Raw genomic sequence first — 18,683 nt, forward strand, 5'->3', positions numbered from 1 at the left:
GAGACGACGTCGGGATCGCGGCTGAGTTGCAGCCGCTCTTCATCACCGGTTCCATGACCTGTTGAATCCCGGCAACACCGCCAGACAAAATGCGCAATCGTGCAGATTGCGCGTTTTGAACCACGACTGTGCCGCATCTCGGTCCAATCCTGCCTGCGGGTGGCGCAACAAAAACACGATTGGGGAAAACCTACATGCAGCAGGCACCGTCAGGCGCACGGAGCGCGGAACCGTCTGGATATGTTCTCTACTTCCAGCTTGCCAGCAATGGCGCGAGACGCGCGTGCAGTCTGACGATCCAGGCGGAAAGTGCCAACGAGGCAGCGCGAATCTTCCGCGAGAACTGGAGCGCAATCGAATCGATGGCACGCGACGGCGTGAGCACGGGAATGGTCGGCTCGGCGCCCGTCAGCCTGGCGATGTCGTGACGCGCATCGCGCGCCACACGAGCTAACCTACGCCTGAGGCGTGACAGGACAACGACCGCTCACCTCAAGCCAGGATCGCGCGACCATTTGACGCGCTAACGTGAAATCAAGTCATGAGATGCAGGGCTCGCGCACGCGCGCGGGCCCTGCATTGTCTTAGAACGATTCAAATCCTATCCGGTTAGAGGGATTCAAGTCTGCTCCGGTTCTTTTCGCGCGCGCCGACTGCTAGAGGCGCGGCGTGAATAAGTTTGCGTGAATCGGAAGTGCAAGAGTGCCTGTGAATGCTGATCGCCGGGTTGTCGGCGACCGTCGAAATGCCGCCGACAAGGGCCGCACCCACCTGCTGATCGGCGCAGCATTCCTGCTCGCCGACCTCTCCTCGGCGGTGACGCCGGCAAGCGCCCAATCGAGCGTCCCCTTGCCGCCGGTCACGGTCGAGCAACCGACACAGAAGCGCAAGCCCGCAGCCAGTTCGGCGCGGTCGGCACAGCGAACGCAGTCGGCCGCCGCGGCACGGCAGCGCAGCCGGAATGCCCAGCCGACGCCCCCGACACCATCGGAGCGCGCGGCAGCTGCCGCTGCCGAGTTGAACGAAGCCAAGCTGCACTATCGCGCGATGCCGAGCTCGACCACCTTGCGCAGCGGCGCCTCGCCGCTCGACACCTCGCAGACCGTCAACGTCGTGCCGGAGCAGGTGCTGAAGGATCAACTGCCGCGCAATCTCGACGACGCGCTCGCCAATGTCAGCGGCGTCACCCAGGGCAACACGCTGGCCGGCACCCAGGACGCGGTGATGCGCCGCGGCTTCGGCGACAACCGCGACGGCTCGATCATGCGCAACGGCATGCCTCTGGTGCAGGGCCGGAGCCTCGACGCTGCGGTGGAAAGCGTCGAAGTGCTGAAGGGCCCGGCGTCGCTGCTCTACGGCATCATGGATCCCGGCGGCATCGTCAACACGATCAGCAAGCGCCCCGAGCTCTACCAACACGGATCGGTGACCCTGCTCGGCTCGACCTACGCCAACAACAAGAGCGGCGCCGACGGCACCATCGACATCACCGGCCCGATCGGCAATGGCGGCCTCGCCTATCGCTTCATCGGCTACGGCGTGAGCGAGGACTATTGGCGCAATTTCGGCCGCCACCGCGAAATGCTGGTCGCGCCGTCGCTGGCCTGGTACGGCGACAACACCACGGTGCAGCTCAATTACGAGCACCGCGAGTTCATCACGCCGTTCGACCGCGGCACCGCGTTCGATCCCGTGACCAAGGCGCCGCTGGCGATCCCCGCGATGCGCCGGCTCGACGAGCCGTTCAACAACGTGTGGGGCACCTCCGACCTGATGCAGGCCTCGGTCGAGCACCGGCTGAACCAGGACTGGAAGCTGTTCACGGCCTACAGCTACAACACCGAGACATTCAGCGCCAACCAGCTCCGCATCACCGGCATCAACACCAAGACCGGCATCGAGACCCGCAGCAATGACGGCACGCAGGGCTCGCTCAGCAATGCGAGCTACGGCACCTCCTATCTGCAGGGCAATGTCTGGCTCGGCGGTTTCCGCAACGAGGTGCTGTTCGGCGGTGACGGCCAGTACCGTACGATCTACCGCGACAATCTGATCCGGCAGGCGACGCCGAGCTTCAACTTCTATAATCCGGTCTATGGGCTGATCACGCCGGGCACCACGGTGTCCGCCGTCGACAGCGCCCAGACCGACAAGCTTGGCCAGTGGTCGCTGTTCTTCCAGGACACACTGCATCTGACCGAGCGCTTCGCGCTGGTCGGCGGCGTGCGCTACATAGAATATGACCAGATCGCGGGCAAGGGACGGCCCTTCATCACCAACACCAACGTCTCGGGGGACAAGGCACTGCCGCTCGGCGGCGCGATCCTCAAGCTTACCGACGAGGTCTCGCTGTATGCGAACTACACCCAGTCGCTGAAGCCGACCTCGACCATCGCGCCGCTCACCGGCGGCGTCGTGATCGGCTCCAACATCGCCCCGGAAGAGGGCACCCAGTGGGAGACCGGCGTCAAGTTCGACTTCAACAAGCGGATCTCCGGCACGCTTGCGCTTTACGACATCGACAAGAAGAACGTGCTGGTCTCGCAGCTCAACCCTGCGACCAGCATTGTCGAGTACCGCACCGCCGGCAAGGTCCGCTCGCGCGGCGTCGAACTCGATGTCACCGGCAGGCTGACCGACAATTGGAGCATGATCGGCAGCTATGGCTATACCGATGCGCGCGTCACCGAGGATCCGACGCTCGCCGGCAACGCGCTGCAGAACGTCGCGCTCAACACCGCTTCGCTCTATCTTGTCTATGATTTCGGCACCACCCTGCCCGGCCGGCTGCGTCTCGGCGGCGGCGCCCGCTATGTCGGCGACCGGCCCGGCGACGCCACGAACAGCTTCGTGCTACCGGCCTACACCGTCGCTGATGTCTTTGCGACCTACGAGACCAAGGTCCAGACGTTCCCGGTGGTCTATCAGTTCAACGTCAAGAACCTGTTCGATACCGTCTACTATCCCTCGGCCGTCAGCAATCTGGCCGTGGCGATGGGCGACGCGCGGCGCTTCTCGCTTTCGGCGACGGTGAAATTCTAGCATGGCCACGGCACGGACAGCGATCGGACTGCTGGCCGCCCTGGCGACGTCCGCCTTCGCCTGCGTCACCGCCCACGCCGATGAGCTCACGCTTTATTCGACCCGCGAAGCCAATCTGGTCGAGCCTGTCGTCGCGGCCTTCACGGCAACGACCGGCACCAAGGTCAACACCGTCTTTGTCGAGGACAGCCTGGTCAAGCGACTGACAGCGGAAGGCGACAATTCGCCCGCGGATGTCCTGCTCACCATCGGTCTCGACAAGACGACCCAGCTTGCTGCGCGCGGGCTGACGCAGGTGCTGGCATCACCAGCGCTTGTCCAGGCGGTGCCCGCGAACCTGCGCGGCGGCGACGGCCAGTGGATCGCGCTCGCAATCCGTCCGCGTGTGGTGTTCGCAAGCAAGGACAACCCGCTCGCGGCGATCACCTATGAAGAGCTCGCCGATCCCAAATGGCGTGCCAAACTGTGCATGCGGCCAGCCGCGCACCAGAACAACGTCGCGCTGGTCGCGGCCTATCTTGCGCATCACGGAACAGATGCGACGGAGAGCTGGCTCGCCGGGCTGAAGGCCAATCTCGTCCACAAGCCGAACGGCAAGGACAACGACGTGATCCGCGAGATCGCGGAAGGACGCTGCGACATCGGGATCGGCAACACGGTCGCGCTCGCCCAGCTCCGCGACGGCCGCGAAGGCAATGACTGGCGCGCATGGGCGGACGCCGTGAAGGCGGTGCCGACTGCGTTCGCGGGTGGCGGCAGTCACGTCAACCTGACGGGCGCAGCGATTGCCCGGCACGCACCGCATCCGGCCGCGGCTCGCGCCTTCCTCGAATTCCTCGTCACACCCGAGGCCCAGACGATCGTCTCCACCGCCGAGCTGGAATACCCCGTGCTTGCGACCGCAAAGCGGGCGCCGATCGTGGAGGGAATCGGATCGTTCGCTGCCGATGCTCTCCCCATCGATGAGATCGCCGCGCATCAAGCGGCCGCAATCGCGCTGATCCGAAAGGCCGGATTCGATGAATGATGTCCGCCGCCCGATCAAGGCCGCGCTGCTGCAGGTCCACTCCCTCGCCGGCCTCGCGCTGGCGCTGCTGTGGGCCGTGGTCGGCATCACCGGCGCGACGATGGCGTTCGAGGACGAGATCGAGGCCAGCCTGAACAGCCACATCATGCGCGTCGACGCCAGTGCGACGCGGCGGCTGACACCGGATGAACTGGTCGCACGGCTGCAGTCGGCCGGCGACTTCGGCAGGGCCTCCGCCGTGACGATGGCGAGCGACCCGTCAGCGGCCGTATGGATCCGCTTCGCCCGCAGCGAAGGCGGCGCGCGGCCGTCCTCGGTCTACGTCGATCCCTATGACGGACATTTGCTCGGCTCGCCGCGCGGCGAGGACTTCTTCGCCACCGTCCGCAAGCTGCATCGCTGGCTGCTGCTGCCGGGGGACGGCAATGGCATGGGACGCAAGATCACCGGGTCAGCCGCGATCTGCCTGATCGTGATGCTGATCACCGGCCTCGTGCTGCGCTGGCCGCATCGCGCGCGCAGCGTGAAGATGTGGCTGAAGCCAAACCTGGGCCTGCGCGGGCGCGGCCTGCACCGCTCGCTGCACGCCGTGATCGGCACCTGGGTGCTGCCGGTCTATCTGGTGATGACGCTGACCGGCCTGTGGTATTCGTTCGAGTGGTACAAGGCCGGCGCCAACTGGCTCCTGGCGCGGCCTCAGGCCACGGATGCGACGATGCAGCCCAAGCCAACACGCGGCGCGGCGGCCGCCACGGGCAAGGGCGAAGCTAAAACCGAAGCGAAGGCCGAAGCAAAGCCGCTCGCCTTCGATCGTGTCTGGACCATGTTCCTGCAGCAGGAGAACAACGAATATGGACGGGTCCTGCTGACCCTGCCGGCCGGCGCGGGCACGGCGGTGCGCGTGCGGTCATGGCCGCGGGATTCGTCGCTCGAGAGCGTGCGCGACGAATTCCGTATCGATGCCATCACCGGACGCGTCATCTCGTCGGATCGCTACGCGGATAAGACGTTTGGCGAGCGTGTCCTTGCCGGCGTGCTCGACATCCACCGCGGCGCCATCCTGGGTTGGCCCGGCAAGCTCGCCTTCATGCTGGCCGCCGCCATGATGCCGCTGTTCGCCGTGACCGGTCTGCTGCTCTATCTGTCCCGTCGCAGGCACCGGCGCCTCGCGCGACAGCCGATGGGCCACCTCGTTCCGGGTGAATGAACCGCGCGATCAGCCGAGACCGCACGCCGCGAGCCGGGCGCGCAACGCGGCGTCCGCTTCGGCCACGAGCTCGAGCAACCCGCGATAGGGATCGCCCGGTATCCCGAGCACGGCAGCGAACGCAGGCTCGGTCTTGAGGCCATCTGCCCGCAACTCGCTGACGGCTCGCCGCAGCCGTCCGGCATCAAGCGCGAGCAGCCGCCGCTCGACCTCGAAATGGATCCAGCCCTGCTGCTGGTCGACTGGACGCAGGTCACCGAACAGTTCGAACGGCCAGCCATCCCACACAAAGCGGGCAATGGCCGGCCGCGTTCCCGTGGCCCATCGGTAGAGCACGAAATCATCGGCCGATTGGTAGTGGGTCCAAACGATGTCCGCGAAAGCGTTCGGATCGGGCGCATGACAAACGATATCGATGTCGCTGCCCGGCACGGCAATGCCGAGTGGCAGCGTTCAGACGATGCGGGAATCGAACGGCTTGAGCAGCTCCATCACGGCGGAGCTGGTGACGGCGGATGCATAGTGCCCGACAGTCATCGCGTGGCGTGCCCTCGAGATCGCAGCGATGCAATAGCACGCTCGCGTGGAATGAGGGAACCTCGACAAGCCAGGCGAAGCCTGACGGGAACGGTCTTGCAAACGCTACGGGGCGAATTCGACCGCGCCACCGTGGTCGAAATCGCCCCGCCAAACGAGCAGACAGGCGAGACTGCCGCGCAATCCCGCCTGTCCAGCCGATGTCTAGATGACCTGTTCGATCGATCAGCCGAACTGGTTCATCGTGTTGTGGACGCCGCCCGCCTTGAGGGCGGCCTCACCGGCGAAGTACTCCTTGTGATCGTCGCCGATGTCGGATCCCGCCATGTTCTGATGCTTCGCACAGGCGATGCCCTGACGGATCTCCGCACGCTGCACGTTCTTGACGTAGCCGAGCATGCCCTGGTCGCCGAAATACTCCTTCGCGAGATTGTCGGTCGACAGCGCAGCCGTGTGATAGGTCGGCAGCGTGATCAGGTGGTGGAAGATGCCGGCGCGCTTGGCCGAATCCGCCTGGAAGGTACGGATACGCTCGTCGGCTTCGATCGCCAGCGGCGTGCCGTCGTATTCCACCTTCATCAGTTCGGCGCGGTTGTACTTGCTGACATCCTGGCCGGCTTCCTTCATCGCGTCGTAGACCTGCCAACGGAAGTTGAGCGTCCAGTTGAACGACGGCGAGTTGTTGTAGGCCAGCTTCGCGTTCGGAATGACCTTGCGGATGCGATCGACCATCGAGGCGATCTGCTCGATATGCGGCTTCTCGGTCTCGATCCACAGCAGGTCGGCGCCGTTCTGCAGCGAGGTGATGCAGTCGAGCACGCAGCGATCCGCACCGGTGCCGGGACGGAACTGGTAGAGATTGCTGGGCAGACGCTTCGGACGCATCATCTTGCCGTTCTGGTTGAGGATGACGTCGCCGTTGCGCGCATTGGCCGCCGTCACCTCCTCGCAGTCGAGGAAGCTGTTGTACTGGTCGCCGAGGTCGCCGGGCTTGTGGCTCACGGCGATCTGCTGCGTCAGGCCGGCACCGAGCGAGTCGGTACGGGTCACGATGATGCCGTCTTCGACGCCGAGCTCGAGGAATGCATGGCGGCAAGCGCGGATCTTCGCGATGAACACCTCGTGCGGCACGGTGACCTTGCCGTCCTGGTGGCCGCACTGCTTCTCGTCGGAGACCTGATTCTCGATCTGCAGGGCGCAGGCACCCGCCTCGATCATCTTCTTGGCGAGCAGGTAGGTCGCCTCGGCATTGCCGAAGCCGGCGTCGATGTCGGCGATAACGGGCACGACGTGGGTCTGGAAGTTGTCGATCTTCTCGATCAGCGCCTTTTCCTTGGCCTTGTCGCCTTCCTTGCGCGCCGCGTCGAGCGCGCGGAAGATGTCGTTGAGCTCACGCGAATCCGCCTGGCGCAGGAAGGTGTAGAGCTCTTCGATCAGCGCCGGCACCGAGGTCTTCTCGTGCATCGACTGGTCGGGCAGCGGTCCGAACTCGGAGCGCAGCGCAGCGATCATCCAGCCGGACAGATAGAGGTAACGGCGGTCGGTCGTGCCGAAGTGCTTCTTGACCGAGATCAGCTTCTGCTGGGCGATGAAGCCGTGCCAGCAGCCGAGCGACTGGGTGTACTTGGTGCTGTCGGCGTCATAGGCGGCCATGTCGGCGCGCATCAGCGCAGCCGTGTAGCGGGCGACATCCAGACCGGTCTTGAAGCGGTTCTGCAGGCGCATGCGCGCCACGGCCTCGGCGGTGACGCCGTTCCAGGTGTCCTTGGTCTTGAGCAGCGCTTCGGCCGCCTCAAGCTCGCTCTGATACGAAGCCGGCCCCTGGATGCTGATCCCGCGCGGTTGGAAGTTCATGTCCGTGATCCCTTCGGTGACGAAATAACTGGTCTCTTTGTAAGGCCAGCCTCGCCGGGAGCTAGACCTGGCGCGGAAAACTTGTCATAACTTACAAGAAACCGATGTATTGTTGTAAGAATCTTACAATTGATGGATTAGGCGATGGTAACCTCAAGCGCCCGTTCCGTTTTCATGGGCCCGCGGCTGCGGCGGCTGCGGCGTGATCTCGGGCTGACCCAGGCCGACATGGCGGCCGATCTCGAAATCTCCGCCCCCTATGTCGCGCTGCTGGAACGCAATCAACGGCCGGTGACGGCGGATATGCTGCTTCGCCTTGCCCGGACCTACAAGATCGATCTGGCCGATCTCGCCGGCGACGGCGGCGCCGATCACACCGCGCGCATGCAGTCGGTTTTGAAGGAGCCGATGTTTGCCGACATCGACATCCCTGCGCTCGAGGTCAGCGACCTCGCGGTCAGCTATCCCGGAATGACCGAAGCGTTCCTGCGCCTCTATACCGCCTATCGCGAAGAGCAGCTGGCGCTGGCCGAGCGACGGGCGCCGGACCTGGTGGGTGGCGGGTCGCACCCGGGGCAGGAGAACTTTGACGCCAACGATCCCGTCGCGGAAGTCAGGCGATTTCTCGCCGCACGCCGCAACAATTTCGCCAACCTCGACGATGCCGCCGAGCGGCTCGTCCATGAACCGGCCGGACCAGCCGGATTTATCGAGCGGCTTCGCGAGCGCCACAAGCTCCAGGTCCGATATCTGCCGCCTAACGTCATGCTCGGCTCGGTCAGGCGACTGGACCTCCATCGCAGGCAATTGCTGCTCGAGGACTCGCTCGATACCGCAGGCCTCAATTTCCAGTTGGCCAAGCAACTCGCCTATCTGGAACTGGAAGGCGAGATCGGCGCGGCGGTGGAAGACGGCAAGTTCACCAGCAAGAGCGCCGAGTTGCTGGCCCGCCGCGCACTCGCGGCCTATGCCGCGGCCGCGCTCATCATGCCGTATTCCGTGTTTGCCAAAGCGGTCGAGACGCGCCGTTACGATCTGGAGGCGCTGGCGCGCCAGTTCGGCACCAGCTTCGAGCAGACCGCGCACCGCGTCACGACCCTGCAGCGGCCGGGTCTCGAGAAGGTGCCATTCTTCCTGATCCGCGTCGATCCGGCCGGCAACATTTCCAAGCTGCTCGATGGTGCCGGCTTCCCGTTTGCGAAGCACGGCGGCGCCTGTCCACTATGGTCGGTCCACGATATCTTCAAGACGCCGCGCCAGATCGTCACGCAGTGGCTGGAATTGCCCGACGGCCAGCGGTTCTTCTCGATCGCCCGCACCGTGACCGCCGGCGGCGGCGCGTTCGGCGCCATCCGCGTCGAGCGGGCGATCGCGATCGGCTGCGCCGCCGAGCATGCGAGCCAGCTGATCTACACGCGCGACGGACAGGGGCCGAACGCGGATGAGCCGACCCCGATCGGCGTCGCCTGCCGGGTCTGCCATCGCCCGCGATGCGCGGCGCGGTCGGCGCCTCCGATCGGACGCGAGATTCTTCCCGACGATTTCCGAACCTCGAGCGTCCCGTTCGGCTTCTCGGCGGATTGACGAGATCGATCACCCCTGCGGCCGGTTCGCGTCATACAGCACCCGCACGCGGATCGTGCCGTCAATGTCTTTCAAGTCGGCCAGCAGTCCCTCGCCCTCGCCGCCGACAACGTCGGTCTCGAGCACGACATAGCCGACTTCCGGATCGGTCTGCAGATATTGCGCCAGGATGTTGATCCCGTGCCGGGACACCGCGTCGTTGACCTGACGCATGACGCCCGGAACGTTGCGGTGAACATGGATGAAACGGGTGCCGGTCGGTCGCGCCGGCAATTGCACCTGCGGAAAATTCACCGCCCCGAAGGTCGACCCGACATCGGAATAATCGATCAGCTTGCGCGCAACTTCGCCGCCGATCCGGTCCTGCGCTTCTTCCGTCGAACCGCCGACATGCGGCGTGAGGATGACATTGGAGAGGCCCTGCAGCGGCGAGACAAAGCGCGCCTCGTTCGACACCGGCTCAACCGGAAACACGTCGACTGCGGCACCCGCCAGCCGGCCCTCACGCAGGGCGCTCGCCAGCGCATCGAGATCGACCACGGTGCCGCGCGAGTTGTTGATCAGATAGGCCTCGGGCTTCATCAGCCGGAGCTGAGCTGCGCCAATCATGTTGGCGGTGGTCGGCGTCTCCGGCACATGCAGCGATACGACGTCGCTCGCTGCGAGCAACGCGTCAAGCGATTCAGCGGGCTCGGTATTGCCGTGCCGGAGCTTGTCGGTCTGATCAATATAGACCACGCGCATACCCATGGCTTCGGCAAGGTTCGACAGCTGCGAGCCGATGTTGCCGTAGCCGACGATGCCCAGCGTCTTGCCGCGCACCTCACGGCTGCCTTCGGCGGACTTATCCCAGCCGCCGGCATGTGCGGAAACCGAACGCGGAAAGATCCGGCGGAACAGCATGACGATCTCGGCGATGGTCAGCTCCGCCACGCTGCGGGTGTTGGAGTATGGCGCGTTGAATACGGGTATTCCGAGCTTTCGCGCGGCGTCGAGATCCACCTGATTGGTGCCGACCGAAAAGCAGCCGACAACGAGCAATCGGTCGGCGGCTTCGAGGATTTCCGCGGTCAACTGGGTCCGCGACCGAATTCCCAGCATGTGGATGCCCGACAGCGCTTGCTTGAGCTCTTTGGACCCCAGCGCCTTGGGCAGGCGTTGCAACTCGGTATAGCCGTTGGCCTCGAACATCCGGACTGCGGAATCATTCACGCCCTCCAGCAGTAGCACGCGTATTTTGGTCTTGGGCAGCGACAGCATCATCAGGATCCGGGCTCGTGGGTTCGGGCAGGTCATGCACGAACGCAGTTTCGACGGATCAGGTGATAACATGGAAAACAATCGCGTCAGAAGCCGCCATGGGCGGCGCACCCTGCGATTTCCGATGAAGTCCCCTCGATCTGAGCCTCGAGACACAGAGCGGGAGCCGATTCGGCCACTTTAGCCATATTCAACTCGCCGGCAGAGGCGCCGCTGCGGCTCCTGGGGCGTCGAACGCCTGCTCCTGCTCACCGGCCGGAGCTCTGCCATCCCATTCGTGCTCAGCTCGTCGCCGAGGGGCGTGTCCGGAGCGGCGGGTTCACTTCGCTGCTCCGGTGCCCGCAAGCCGGCCGCAGTCGCGGCTTGCATCTCACCTGCTCACTGGCAGGGATAGCGCCGGCCGTCCTTTGCCTGGAACGTATTCGACGCCGGATCGTACGAGCGATAGCGCTGGGCGCAAGACGTCGCGTGCTGCTGGGCGGTGGCAGCTTCCTGCTGCGCGGCGGCGTTGGCCGCACCGGCCGCAATGACGCCCCCGATCAGGCCACCGACCAGTCCGCCGACGGCAGCGCCCCCGCCATTGTCATAGCAAGACCCGTAACGGCACCAGACCTTCTCCGTCACTGCCGGCACCGCGGCCGCAACGCCGGCACCGTGCTGTAACGGAGCCGAAATCGCGGAGACGGAAAACACCACCGCACCGGTGGCGGCCATCAAAACGACTTTCAGAATGTGAGCGCTACGCATCGTCTCTCCTGCTTCATTTCTGTGGGATGCAGGCCGGCGCCTGCGTCCCGATTCTCCAAGTATGGATTGTGGGCTCGCCTGGTCGGACCGGACGACACCCGAACACGCGCGGCCGGTTACACTTCGCGCGTCAGCGTGGATTCACAGATGGGCGGAGTTCATTGACCGGCCGCATTCACGACACGGCAGAGGTTATCGCCGACACCTGGAGCCAATTGTCCGGGAGGCAAGATGAACGTCGCATCGACGCGGCTGCCTTTTCCGTCCTTGCGGACGACGACTTGCAACGTCTGTGGCCGGCCGGATCCGGTGGTCTCCTGCTGCGTGGTCACGGTGCCAAGCTTCTTGTCGACGTTCACACCGACAAAGCCCTCGGCCAGAACGGCGCGCGACACCTTGTCGAGGGCAGCACCGGGATTGACCGACGGGAAGGTCATCCAGGTCTTGTGCGTCATGCCCGTTACCATCGGAACGCCGGTGCTCTGGACGTGATCTGCGCAGCTATCGGCCAACGCAGGTATGGACGAAAGAACCGTGAGCGCGAATACGCAAGTTATCCTTGTAAGCATGCCTTCATAACCCGTTTGAGTAGGTCGAAAGCATTTAGGCCAAATGGGCTATGAGTCCATGGACGGCATCGCATTCCGGATGGAGGCATTCGGATTGTGGCTAGCACGATCCGCGACTCGATTGCGTGATCTGGATATCTTTTTCGGAAATCGGATACTGAAGGGATCGCGAAGGAGAGCGCGGGCCGAACACAGCAAAGCTGTGCTAGTGTTGTGATGCGGTCTATGCGTGTGGCGGACGCCCTGAACGATGGACACTCGATCCCGATGAATCGGGTCATTTCGCGGACAGCAAACATCCGATGGTTGGGAATTTGATGGTCGAAGACATACTCGTTGCACCTCCGACACGATCGGGATCATCGTTTGAGGAGCTGCTGGAAATGCTTCAGCCGCACGGGATCAATGCGCACTCCTCGCCGCGGCCTGACGAATCGTTTCGCTGGCATGCGGATATTGCAATTGGGGCGGAAATTGATGTGGTGCGGGCGGAACTGTCTGCGGGTTGGGATTGGCACTATTCGTACGAGAGTACGTCGGGAGAACTCGCGATAAGCCTGCTGAATGCCGGCAAGGCCGAAATGCGCATTGCGGGAAAGAGCGTGCAACGAACCCCCGCCGAGATCGCGATCGTGCCGCTTCCGACGATGCAGGCGCAGCGGGTCGAAGCGGTCGATGGACGATACGCGAGCGTCACGCTCACCTTGCACACGGGCATGGTGACAAAGGTGCTGTCCGCGACGTTCGGGAGCACAGCGCTGGAAGACCTCAATCTGACACCGATCGTCGATCTGTCGACCGGCGCCGGGCAGACCCTTCTTCAGCTTGTTCGTGCCAGCGCGACCGGCTTGTATGACGGCATCCTGGCGCGCTCTCCGAAAGCCAGCGCGCTGCTATCCGAGGCTGCGATCCAGCTCATCCTTGAGAACGTCCCGCATCGGCTGAGCGACCGGTTGAACCGCTACCCGCCGGATGCGCCGCCGCGTTACATTCGGCGGGCTGTCGAGTATATGCGGGCCAATCCTCATCTGCCGCTGACGATATCAGATATTGCCGCTACGGTTGGCGTCAGCAGCCGATTGCTGCAACTGGGCTTTCGCAAGATCTACGGCACGACGCCTGTCGCCTATCTGCGACAAATTCGGCTAGAGGCAATCCACGATGAGCTGTCGCGACCGGAGAACATGCTCCCGATCAGCGAAGTTGCACTGAAGTGGGGCTTTACACATCTGGGCCGTTTCGCAGCGGTGTACCGCTCCGCATTTGGCCTCTATCCGTCCGATACGGTGCGACGAGCCCGCGGGTTCTGCAGCTAAGAGAGCCACTGTCGCGCTGAACGCCGCGGCAGATCAGGAAATGGCCATCCCTGACGCCTTGTCGAACAAATGCGTTCGCTCGAGATCGAGCGCGACGTCGATGACATGATCCGGCTCAGCGGCAACGCCGACCGGCATTTGCGCGGTGAACGCAAAGCCGGCGACGGTCCCGATCACCAGCGTGTGCGGCCCCAGCGGCTCCACGTCCTTCACGAGCAGCCGGACGCAAGAACCCGCCGGCGCGCCTTGCTGCAACACATGATCGGGCCGCACGCCGAGCACCACCGGCTTGCCGGCGCTGCCCGCATAGGCCGCCTCACGCGACTTCGGCACGCGCAACGCCGTGCCCGATGGCGCGGTGAAGGTGAGCGCGCCGTCGCGGGCGATGATTTCGCCATCGATGAAATTCATGCTGGGCGCGCCCATGAAGCCCGCGACGAACAGGTTGCTGGGCTTCTCGTAGATCGTGATCGGATCGGCCGCCTGCTCGATCCGGCCTCTGTTCATCACCACGACGCGATCGGCCATCGTCATGGCTTCGACCTGGTCGTGGGTGACATAGACGATCGTCTTGGCGAGACGGCGATGCAGCGCCTTGATCTCGGTCCGCATCTCGATCCGGAGTTTGGCGTCGAGATTGGACAACGGCTCGTCGAACAGAAACACGTCCGGGCTGCGCACGATGGCACGGCCGATCGCGACGCGCTGGCGCTGCCCGCCGGAAAGCTGCTTTGGCCGGCGTTGCAGGTATTGCTCCAGATCGAGGACGCGCGCCACGTCATTGACGGCCTTCTCGATGCTGGCGCGCGATTCGCCCCGCACCTTCATGCCGTAACCAATGTTTTCGCCGACCGTCATGTGCGGATAGAGCGCGTAGTTCTGGAACACCATCGCGCAATTGCGGAGGCCAGGGCGCAACTGCGTGACGTCGCGGTTGCCGATGCGGATGGTTCCGCTGGTGACGGCCTCCAGTCCTGCGATCATGCGCAATGTCGTGGTCTTGCCGCAGCCGGACGGGCCGACCAGCACGACAAACTCCTCGTCGGCCACGTTGAGGTCGAGCCCCTCGATGATCTTGTAGGGCCCGTATGCCTTGCTGACGTTCTCGATCTCGACGTGCGCCATGGAATCCTTTTCCGTCCTTTCGTCGACGGCTGGTCAAGCCCCGGATGACGCTCGCGCATCATCCGGGAGGTCTCACTGGAAAGCTAGTTCTTGGGCGGGAGGCCCATCGCGGCGCGATAGGCGGCAAGCTGCTTGGCCCGGCCGAATTCGTCGGTCAGGCGATTCCACTCCTTCGCCATCGCGTCGAGCGCCGCCTGCGGCGTGGTCTGGCCGGCCAGCGCCTTGCCGAGCTCGATCTCCACCACCTCGGTATAGGAGAAATACCCGGGCAGACGCATGTCGAGCGCGACGTTCTTGGCGTTGATGGAGTCCGATTGCGCGCCGAGATATTCCTTGGCCTCTTGCGGCGAGAAGATCTTGCTCCACAGTTGCAGATTGGCGGTGTGCGATTTGCGATAGGGATTGACGCCGCTGCCGCCGGTGATCGCCGCCTGGCCCGACACCTCGGGGCTCGTCAAGGTCTTGACGAAGTCCCACGCCGCTTGCTGGTTCTTGCCGGCCTTCGGCACCGCGATCTGCCAGCCGCCGAATGCCATGAACGGGCCCGGAAGCACGCTCGGGAACTTGTCCCATTTCTTGGTCTTCGCGTTCCAGATTTCGTCCGAACCGGGCAGCATCGCCGAGCCGACCTTGCCGGAGATCTTCGACTGCTTCGGATCGGCCGCGATCACACCGGTGTCGCCCCAGCCGATCGATTCCGCCACCTGGCCGCCGGCCACGGCAGCGTTCACCTCGCCGAACGAGAAGTTCAGCGCGTTGGGCGGCCCGAGCTTCGATGCGCGGATGTATTCCTCGAGCCCCTTCACCCAGCCCGGGTTGTTGATCTGCGCGTCCATCGTCTCGGGGTCGAAGAACATCGCACCCGGATAGTTCGGATTGTTGGCGTAGGCCGCGGCGTGGCTGAAGAAGAACCAGAACTGCTGACCGCCGCGACGGAAAGCTTCCGCCGTTCCCCACAGGCCCTTGTCGGGCCGCTGGAAGAACTCCGCAATGTCGAGATACTGCTTCCAGGTCTTCGGCGGCGCGAGGTCGTAGCCGTACTTGGCTTTGAACGCGTCCTTCTCCTTGAGATCGCTGAACAGGTCGGTGCGGTAGGTATAGGTGTGGACGTCGCCGTCCATCGATTGCGAGTAGATCTTGCCTTCCCACACCATCAGGCGTTCGCGATAGGCCGGCTCGATATCGTCCCAGTCCTTGCCGGACTGCATCTCCTTCGGCATCTCGCTGAGATAGGGGACGAAATCCGGCAGCCAGGCCGGTGCAAAGCTGACCAGGTCGAACGTCGCGTCGGACGCCGTGAGCGATGTCGCGATCTTCGGATAGAGCTCGGACCATGGAAACTCGACGACATTGACCTTGCCGCAGGTCTTCTTGGCCCATTCGTCCGCGCCGAGCTTGAGCGCGGATGCGATATACGGTCCGGTCTGCGACGCCACCGTCAGGGTGACGCCGGTGTAATCCGGACTGCAGGCAGCATTCGCCTGGCTCGCGGCACAGGCCATCGCGAGCGAGGTGGTCAGCATCAGGAACGTCCGTCGCAACATCGTCTAGTCCTCCCTACAAGGTTTTTTGCTATTTGATGGCCCCGAGCAGCAGGCCCGACCGCATCATCCGGCTGAGCAGCCCCGCCATGATCATCATGGGAACGATTGCGACGAGCGCCGCAGCTGAGATCGCCCACCATTCGTCGCCGCGCTGGCTGTTCTGTCCTGCCACCAGGATGGGCAGCGTCTGCCACCTGGAATTGGTCAGGAACAGCGCGAACAGAAACTCGTTCCAGACGAAGGCCAGCGTGATCATGAATGTCGCCAGCAGCCCGTTCATCGACATCGGCACCACGATGCCGAAGAAGATGCGCCAGCTCGGCACGTTGTCGACCATCGCCGCCTCCTCGACTTCGATCGGCACCGCCTCGAAGAAGTCGCGCATCAGCCAGACCACGATCGGCAGCGAGAAGGCGACGTAGCACAGCGTCAGGCCGACGAAGCTGTCGATCAGCTGGAAACCCAGCCGGCCGATCTCGCTGTAGAGCAGATACAGCGCGAAGGCCGTGACGATCGGCGGGAACATGCGCTGGCTGACGAACCAGAACAGGATGTCCTCATTGCCGAGGATCGGTCCGGGCAATGGCAGGCGGTTGGCGACGACAGCAGCGATCAACGCGATCGGAAAGGCGAGCAACAGCGCCTGCGGCCGGGTGAATCCGACCGTCGCGTTGAAGAGCAGATAGCCGCCGAGCGCGAGCAGGAAGAACACGAGGCCCGCACCAAGGCGGACCCTGAATTCGAACCGCACCAGCGCATAGGCCGCCATCGCGCCGATCGCGGTGGCGATGGCTGCCGCAGACAGGCCGACGATGGTCGAATTCAGGAAGGTGTGGAAGAACTCGCCGCGGATTCCCTGATAGAGATCGATGAACGGCTGCAAGGTCGGCGTGAAGTCGATGAACGGTAGATAGGTCGGCCCGCCGACCACGCCCGGCGGCGTCTTGAATGCGGTCACCACCACCCAATAGAGCGGAAACACCGTGATCAGGCACCAGACGAGGACGCCGACCGCGACCAGGCGGCGGCTCCATGGCGACAGTCCGGTCAAGCCCTGCCCGCTCATCGGCGCTTCTCCAGATGCGGCCGCAGCAGCGCCAGATAGGTGACGCCGATGATCGTGATCGCGATCAGGAACAGGAAGCTGAGCGCCGATGTGTAGCCAAGGTTGAACTTCTTGAAGCCTTCCTGATAGGCGAACAGCGTCAGCGTCTCGGTGTCCACGCCCGGGCCGCCGCCCGTCATCACGAACACCGTGTCCATGATCTTGTAGCTCTCGATCAGGCGGATGAAAACGATCGCGGCCGAGATCGGCAGCAGCATCGGAAAGGTGATGCCCCAGAACTGCTGCCAGGCGCTGGCATTCTCGAGCTCGGCGGCCTCGTAGACGTCTTCGGGAAGCGTTTGCAGGCCGGCCAGCATCATCAGGATGACGAACGGGGTCCACTGCCAGACCTCGACCGCGATGATGCAGGCGAGCGCCCAATGTCCGTTGGTGAGGAACGGCAGGTTGACCAGGCCGAACTTCGACAGGAACTGGTTGAGCGGCCCCATCGTCGGGTTGAACATCATGCGCGCCACCAGCGCGACCGCGACGGGCGCCAGCAGCATGGGAAGCAGCAAGGCGACACGAAACAGCCGCTCGCCCGGCACCCGCGCGTTCAGCGCCAAGGCGACACCGAACCCGATCGCGTATTGCAGCCCGACGGCGATGAAGGCAATCATCGTCGTCGTGAAGATCGCGTTCCAGAACCGCGGCTCCTGCAGCAGCGTGGCATAGTTGCCGAGCCAGACGACCCTCGGCGGGATCGGCGGAATCAGGCGATAGCTCAGGAAGCTCGTGGTGAGCGAATAGATCAGCGGAAAGATCGAGATCGCCAGCACGACGAGCACCGCCGGCCAGATGAAGACATGCTTGATCGGATCATTCCGCATCATCGCGCGATCATCCCTTCAGCAGCGCGTCGATCTCCGCGCGCCGCGGCATCGCGGGCGCAGTGCCCGGTCGCGTCACCGAGATTCCGGCCGTGGCCGAACCGAACCGCGCAGCCTCGAGGGGATCGGCGCCGTCGGCGAGCGCCGCCGCAAAGCCGCCGACGAAGGCGTCGCCTGCGCCGGTGGTTTCGACCACCTTGCCGGCGGCAAAGGGCGGCACGTGCACCGAGCGGTCCCGCGCATGAAATAAAGCGCCGCGCTCGCCGAGCGTGATCAGCGCAGTTCCGGCGCCTTTCGCCAGCAAGGCATCGCCGGCGCGGCGGGCGCCGGCGAGATCGCTCACCGCGATGCCGGTCAACGCTTCGGCCTCGGTCTCGTTGGGGACGACATAATCGCAGAGCGCAAACAGGCCAGAGTCGAACTTGATCGCCGGCGCCGGGTTGAACACGGTGATGCTGCCGGCGGCGCGCGCGATCTCAAGCCCGCGCCGCGCCGCATCGACCGGCTGCTCGAGCTGCGTCACGAACACGCGGCTGTCGCGGATGGCGTCCGCCACCGCGTCGACATCGGCCGGGCCGATCCCGCCCGCCGCACCTGGCACCACGATGATCGCGTTATCGCCGCGCGTCTCGTGGACGTAGATGAACGCAGCTCCAGTCGGCGCGTCCGCCGTCCTGGCCACGCGCGGCCGGATTCCCTCGGCCTCCCAGGTCTTGATCGCGAGCTCGCCGAAGGCGTCGCTGCCGATCCGGGAGATGAAGCTCACGCTGGCGCCGGCCCGTGCGGCCGCGACAGCCTGGTTGGATCCCTTGCCGCCGGGCCCCATCGCGAATCCCGATCCGGCGATCGTCTCGCCGATCGCCGGCATATTGCCGGCGCGGAACGCCAGGTCGACGACGAAGACGCCGAGGACGGCGACGCCATTCTTGCTCATGT

General features: G+C 64.3%; 16 protein-coding genes. 6 read left to right on the plus strand and 10 right to left on the minus strand.

Features of this window, described 5'->3' with window-relative positions:
- Nucleotides 1-194 precede the first annotated feature (194 nt).
- The 4 genes from AAFG13_RS16930 (at nucleotide 195) to AAFG13_RS16945 (ending at nucleotide 5,276) form a co-directional block, all read left to right on the plus strand.
- Nucleotides 195-428, plus strand: a complete 234-nt coding sequence (locus AAFG13_RS16930; RefSeq protein WP_173641314.1) for a hypothetical protein — start codon at nucleotides 195-197, stop codon at nucleotides 426-428.
- A 364-nt stretch (nucleotides 429-792) separates the two neighbouring features.
- Entirely contained in the window at nucleotides 793-3,042 is a 2,250-nt protein-coding gene (locus AAFG13_RS16935; RefSeq protein ID WP_342713347.1) for a TonB-dependent siderophore receptor, read from the plus strand.
- A 1-nt stretch (nucleotide 3,043) separates the two neighbouring features.
- Nucleotides 3,044-4,069: an extracellular solute-binding protein gene (locus AAFG13_RS16940; protein WP_342712704.1), complete on the plus strand. Its 1,026-nt coding sequence runs from the start codon at nucleotides 3,044-3,046 to the stop codon at nucleotides 4,067-4,069.
- Entirely contained in the window at nucleotides 4,062-5,276 is a 1,215-nt protein-coding gene (locus tag AAFG13_RS16945; RefSeq protein WP_342712705.1) for a PepSY-associated TM helix domain-containing protein, read from the plus strand. The genes AAFG13_RS16940 and AAFG13_RS16945 overlap by 8 nt, the downstream gene beginning before the upstream one ends.
- Before the next feature lie 9 nt (nucleotides 5,277-5,285).
- Here AAFG13_RS16945 and AAFG13_RS16950 read toward each other — a convergent pair whose 3' ends face one another.
- Nucleotides 5,286-5,726, minus strand: a complete 441-nt coding sequence (locus AAFG13_RS16950; RefSeq protein WP_342713348.1) for a DUF4269 domain-containing protein — start codon at nucleotides 5,724-5,726, stop codon at nucleotides 5,286-5,288.
- Nucleotides 5,727-6,038: 312 nt separating this feature from the next.
- Nucleotides 6,039-7,667 carry an isocitrate lyase gene (locus tag AAFG13_RS16955; RefSeq protein WP_092124626.1) on the minus strand — a complete coding sequence of 543 codons (1,629 nt, stop codon included), beginning with the start codon at nucleotides 7,665-7,667 and terminating at the stop codon, nucleotides 6,039-6,041.
- A 144-nt stretch (nucleotides 7,668-7,811) separates the two neighbouring features.
- Between AAFG13_RS16955 and AAFG13_RS16960 the strand changes: the two genes are divergently transcribed.
- Nucleotides 7,812-9,251: a helix-turn-helix transcriptional regulator gene (locus AAFG13_RS16960; protein ID WP_176533082.1), complete on the plus strand. Its 1,440-nt coding sequence runs from the start codon at nucleotides 7,812-7,814 to the stop codon at nucleotides 9,249-9,251.
- A 9-nt stretch (nucleotides 9,252-9,260) separates the two neighbouring features.
- On the opposite strand, the gene serA is transcribed toward AAFG13_RS16960, so the two are convergent.
- From serA to AAFG13_RS16975, 3 genes are all read right to left on the minus strand, one after another.
- Nucleotides 9,261-10,514 carry a phosphoglycerate dehydrogenase gene (gene serA, locus AAFG13_RS16965; protein WP_342712706.1) on the minus strand — a complete coding sequence of 418 codons (1,254 nt, stop codon included), beginning with the start codon at nucleotides 10,512-10,514 and terminating at the stop codon, nucleotides 9,261-9,263.
- A 375-nt stretch (nucleotides 10,515-10,889) separates the two neighbouring features.
- The gene (locus tag AAFG13_RS16970; RefSeq protein ID WP_212311600.1) at nucleotides 10,890-11,258 is read right to left on the minus strand and encodes a BA14K family protein; all 369 of its coding nucleotides are present in this window, start codon (nucleotides 11,256-11,258) and stop codon (nucleotides 10,890-10,892) included.
- A gap of 158 nt (nucleotides 11,259-11,416) precedes the next feature.
- Nucleotides 11,417-11,713, minus strand: a complete 297-nt coding sequence (locus AAFG13_RS16975) for a hypothetical protein (RefSeq protein ID WP_244980743.1) — start codon at nucleotides 11,711-11,713, stop codon at nucleotides 11,417-11,419.
- Between the two features lie 497 nt (nucleotides 11,714-12,210).
- On the opposite strand from AAFG13_RS16975, the gene AAFG13_RS16980 reads away from it, so the two are divergent.
- Nucleotides 12,211-13,143: an AraC family transcriptional regulator gene (locus AAFG13_RS16980; RefSeq protein ID WP_342712707.1), complete on the plus strand. Its 933-nt coding sequence runs from the start codon at nucleotides 12,211-12,213 to the stop codon at nucleotides 13,141-13,143.
- 33 nt (nucleotides 13,144-13,176) lie between these two features.
- On the opposite strand, the gene ugpC is transcribed toward AAFG13_RS16980, so the two are convergent.
- The 5 genes from ugpC to rbsK form a co-directional block, all read right to left on the minus strand.
- Nucleotides 13,177-14,268, minus strand: coding sequence for a sn-glycerol-3-phosphate ABC transporter ATP-binding protein UgpC (gene ugpC, locus AAFG13_RS16985; RefSeq protein ID WP_342712708.1), 1,092 nt, complete (start codon nucleotides 14,266-14,268; stop codon nucleotides 13,177-13,179).
- An 83-nt stretch (nucleotides 14,269-14,351) separates the two neighbouring features.
- Nucleotides 14,352-15,791, minus strand: a complete 1,440-nt coding sequence (locus AAFG13_RS16990; protein WP_342713349.1) for an extracellular solute-binding protein — start codon at nucleotides 15,789-15,791, stop codon at nucleotides 14,352-14,354.
- Nucleotides 15,792-15,840: 49 nt separating this feature from the next.
- Nucleotides 15,841-16,878: a carbohydrate ABC transporter permease gene (locus AAFG13_RS16995; RefSeq protein WP_212311604.1), complete on the minus strand. Its 1,038-nt coding sequence runs from the start codon at nucleotides 16,876-16,878 to the stop codon at nucleotides 15,841-15,843.
- A complete protein-coding gene (locus tag AAFG13_RS17000) occupies nucleotides 16,875-17,750 on the minus strand; it encodes a sugar ABC transporter permease (protein WP_212311605.1) in 876 nt (291 codons plus the stop codon). Before AAFG13_RS17000 ends, AAFG13_RS16995 begins: the two co-directional genes overlap by 4 nt.
- Before the next feature lie 7 nt (nucleotides 17,751-17,757).
- Nucleotides 17,758-18,681, minus strand: coding sequence for a ribokinase (gene rbsK / locus AAFG13_RS17005; protein ID WP_212311606.1), 924 nt, complete (start codon nucleotides 18,679-18,681; stop codon nucleotides 17,758-17,760).
- Nucleotides 18,682-18,683: the final 2 nt, after the last annotated feature.

Origin of the sequence: Bradyrhizobium sp. B124 (genome assembly GCF_038967635.1) — a bacterium.
GTDB lineage: Bacteria > Pseudomonadota > Alphaproteobacteria > Rhizobiales > Xanthobacteraceae > Bradyrhizobium.

Coding starts and splice junctions, on each gene's coding strand:
- AAFG13_RS16940 (WP_342712704.1), top strand. CDS start 3,044: ATGGCCACGGCACGGACAGCGATCGGACTGCTGGCCGCCCTGGCGACG.
- AAFG13_RS16990 (WP_342713349.1), bottom strand. CDS start 15,791: ATGCTGACCACCTCGCTCGCGATGGCCTGTGCCGCGAGCCAGGCGAAT.
- AAFG13_RS16955 (WP_092124626.1), bottom strand. CDS start 7,667: ATGAACTTCCAACCGCGCGGGATCAGCATCCAGGGGCCGGCTTCGTAT.
- AAFG13_RS16975 (WP_244980743.1), bottom strand. CDS start 11,713: ATGACGCACAAGACCTGGATGACCTTCCCGTCGGTCAATCCCGGTGCT.
- ugpC (WP_342712708.1), bottom strand. CDS start 14,268: ATGGCGCACGTCGAGATCGAGAACGTCAGCAAGGCATACGGGCCCTAC.
- AAFG13_RS16930 (WP_173641314.1), top strand. CDS start 195: ATGCAGCAGGCACCGTCAGGCGCACGGAGCGCGGAACCGTCTGGATAT.
- AAFG13_RS16970 (WP_212311600.1), bottom strand. CDS start 11,258: ATGCGTAGCGCTCACATTCTGAAAGTCGTTTTGATGGCCGCCACCGGT.
- serA (WP_342712706.1), bottom strand. CDS start 10,514: ATGATGCTGTCGCTGCCCAAGACCAAAATACGCGTGCTACTGCTGGAG.
- AAFG13_RS16960 (WP_176533082.1), top strand. CDS start 7,812: ATGGTAACCTCAAGCGCCCGTTCCGTTTTCATGGGCCCGCGGCTGCGG.
- AAFG13_RS16945 (WP_342712705.1), top strand. CDS start 4,062: ATGAATGATGTCCGCCGCCCGATCAAGGCCGCGCTGCTGCAGGTCCAC.
- AAFG13_RS16995 (WP_212311604.1), bottom strand. CDS start 16,878: ATGAGCGGGCAGGGCTTGACCGGACTGTCGCCATGGAGCCGCCGCCTG.
- AAFG13_RS17000 (WP_212311605.1), bottom strand. CDS start 17,750: ATGATGCGGAATGATCCGATCAAGCATGTCTTCATCTGGCCGGCGGTG.
- AAFG13_RS16980 (WP_342712707.1), top strand. CDS start 12,211: ATGCTTCAGCCGCACGGGATCAATGCGCACTCCTCGCCGCGGCCTGAC.
- rbsK (WP_212311606.1), bottom strand. CDS start 18,681: ATGAGCAAGAATGGCGTCGCCGTCCTCGGCGTCTTCGTCGTCGACCTG.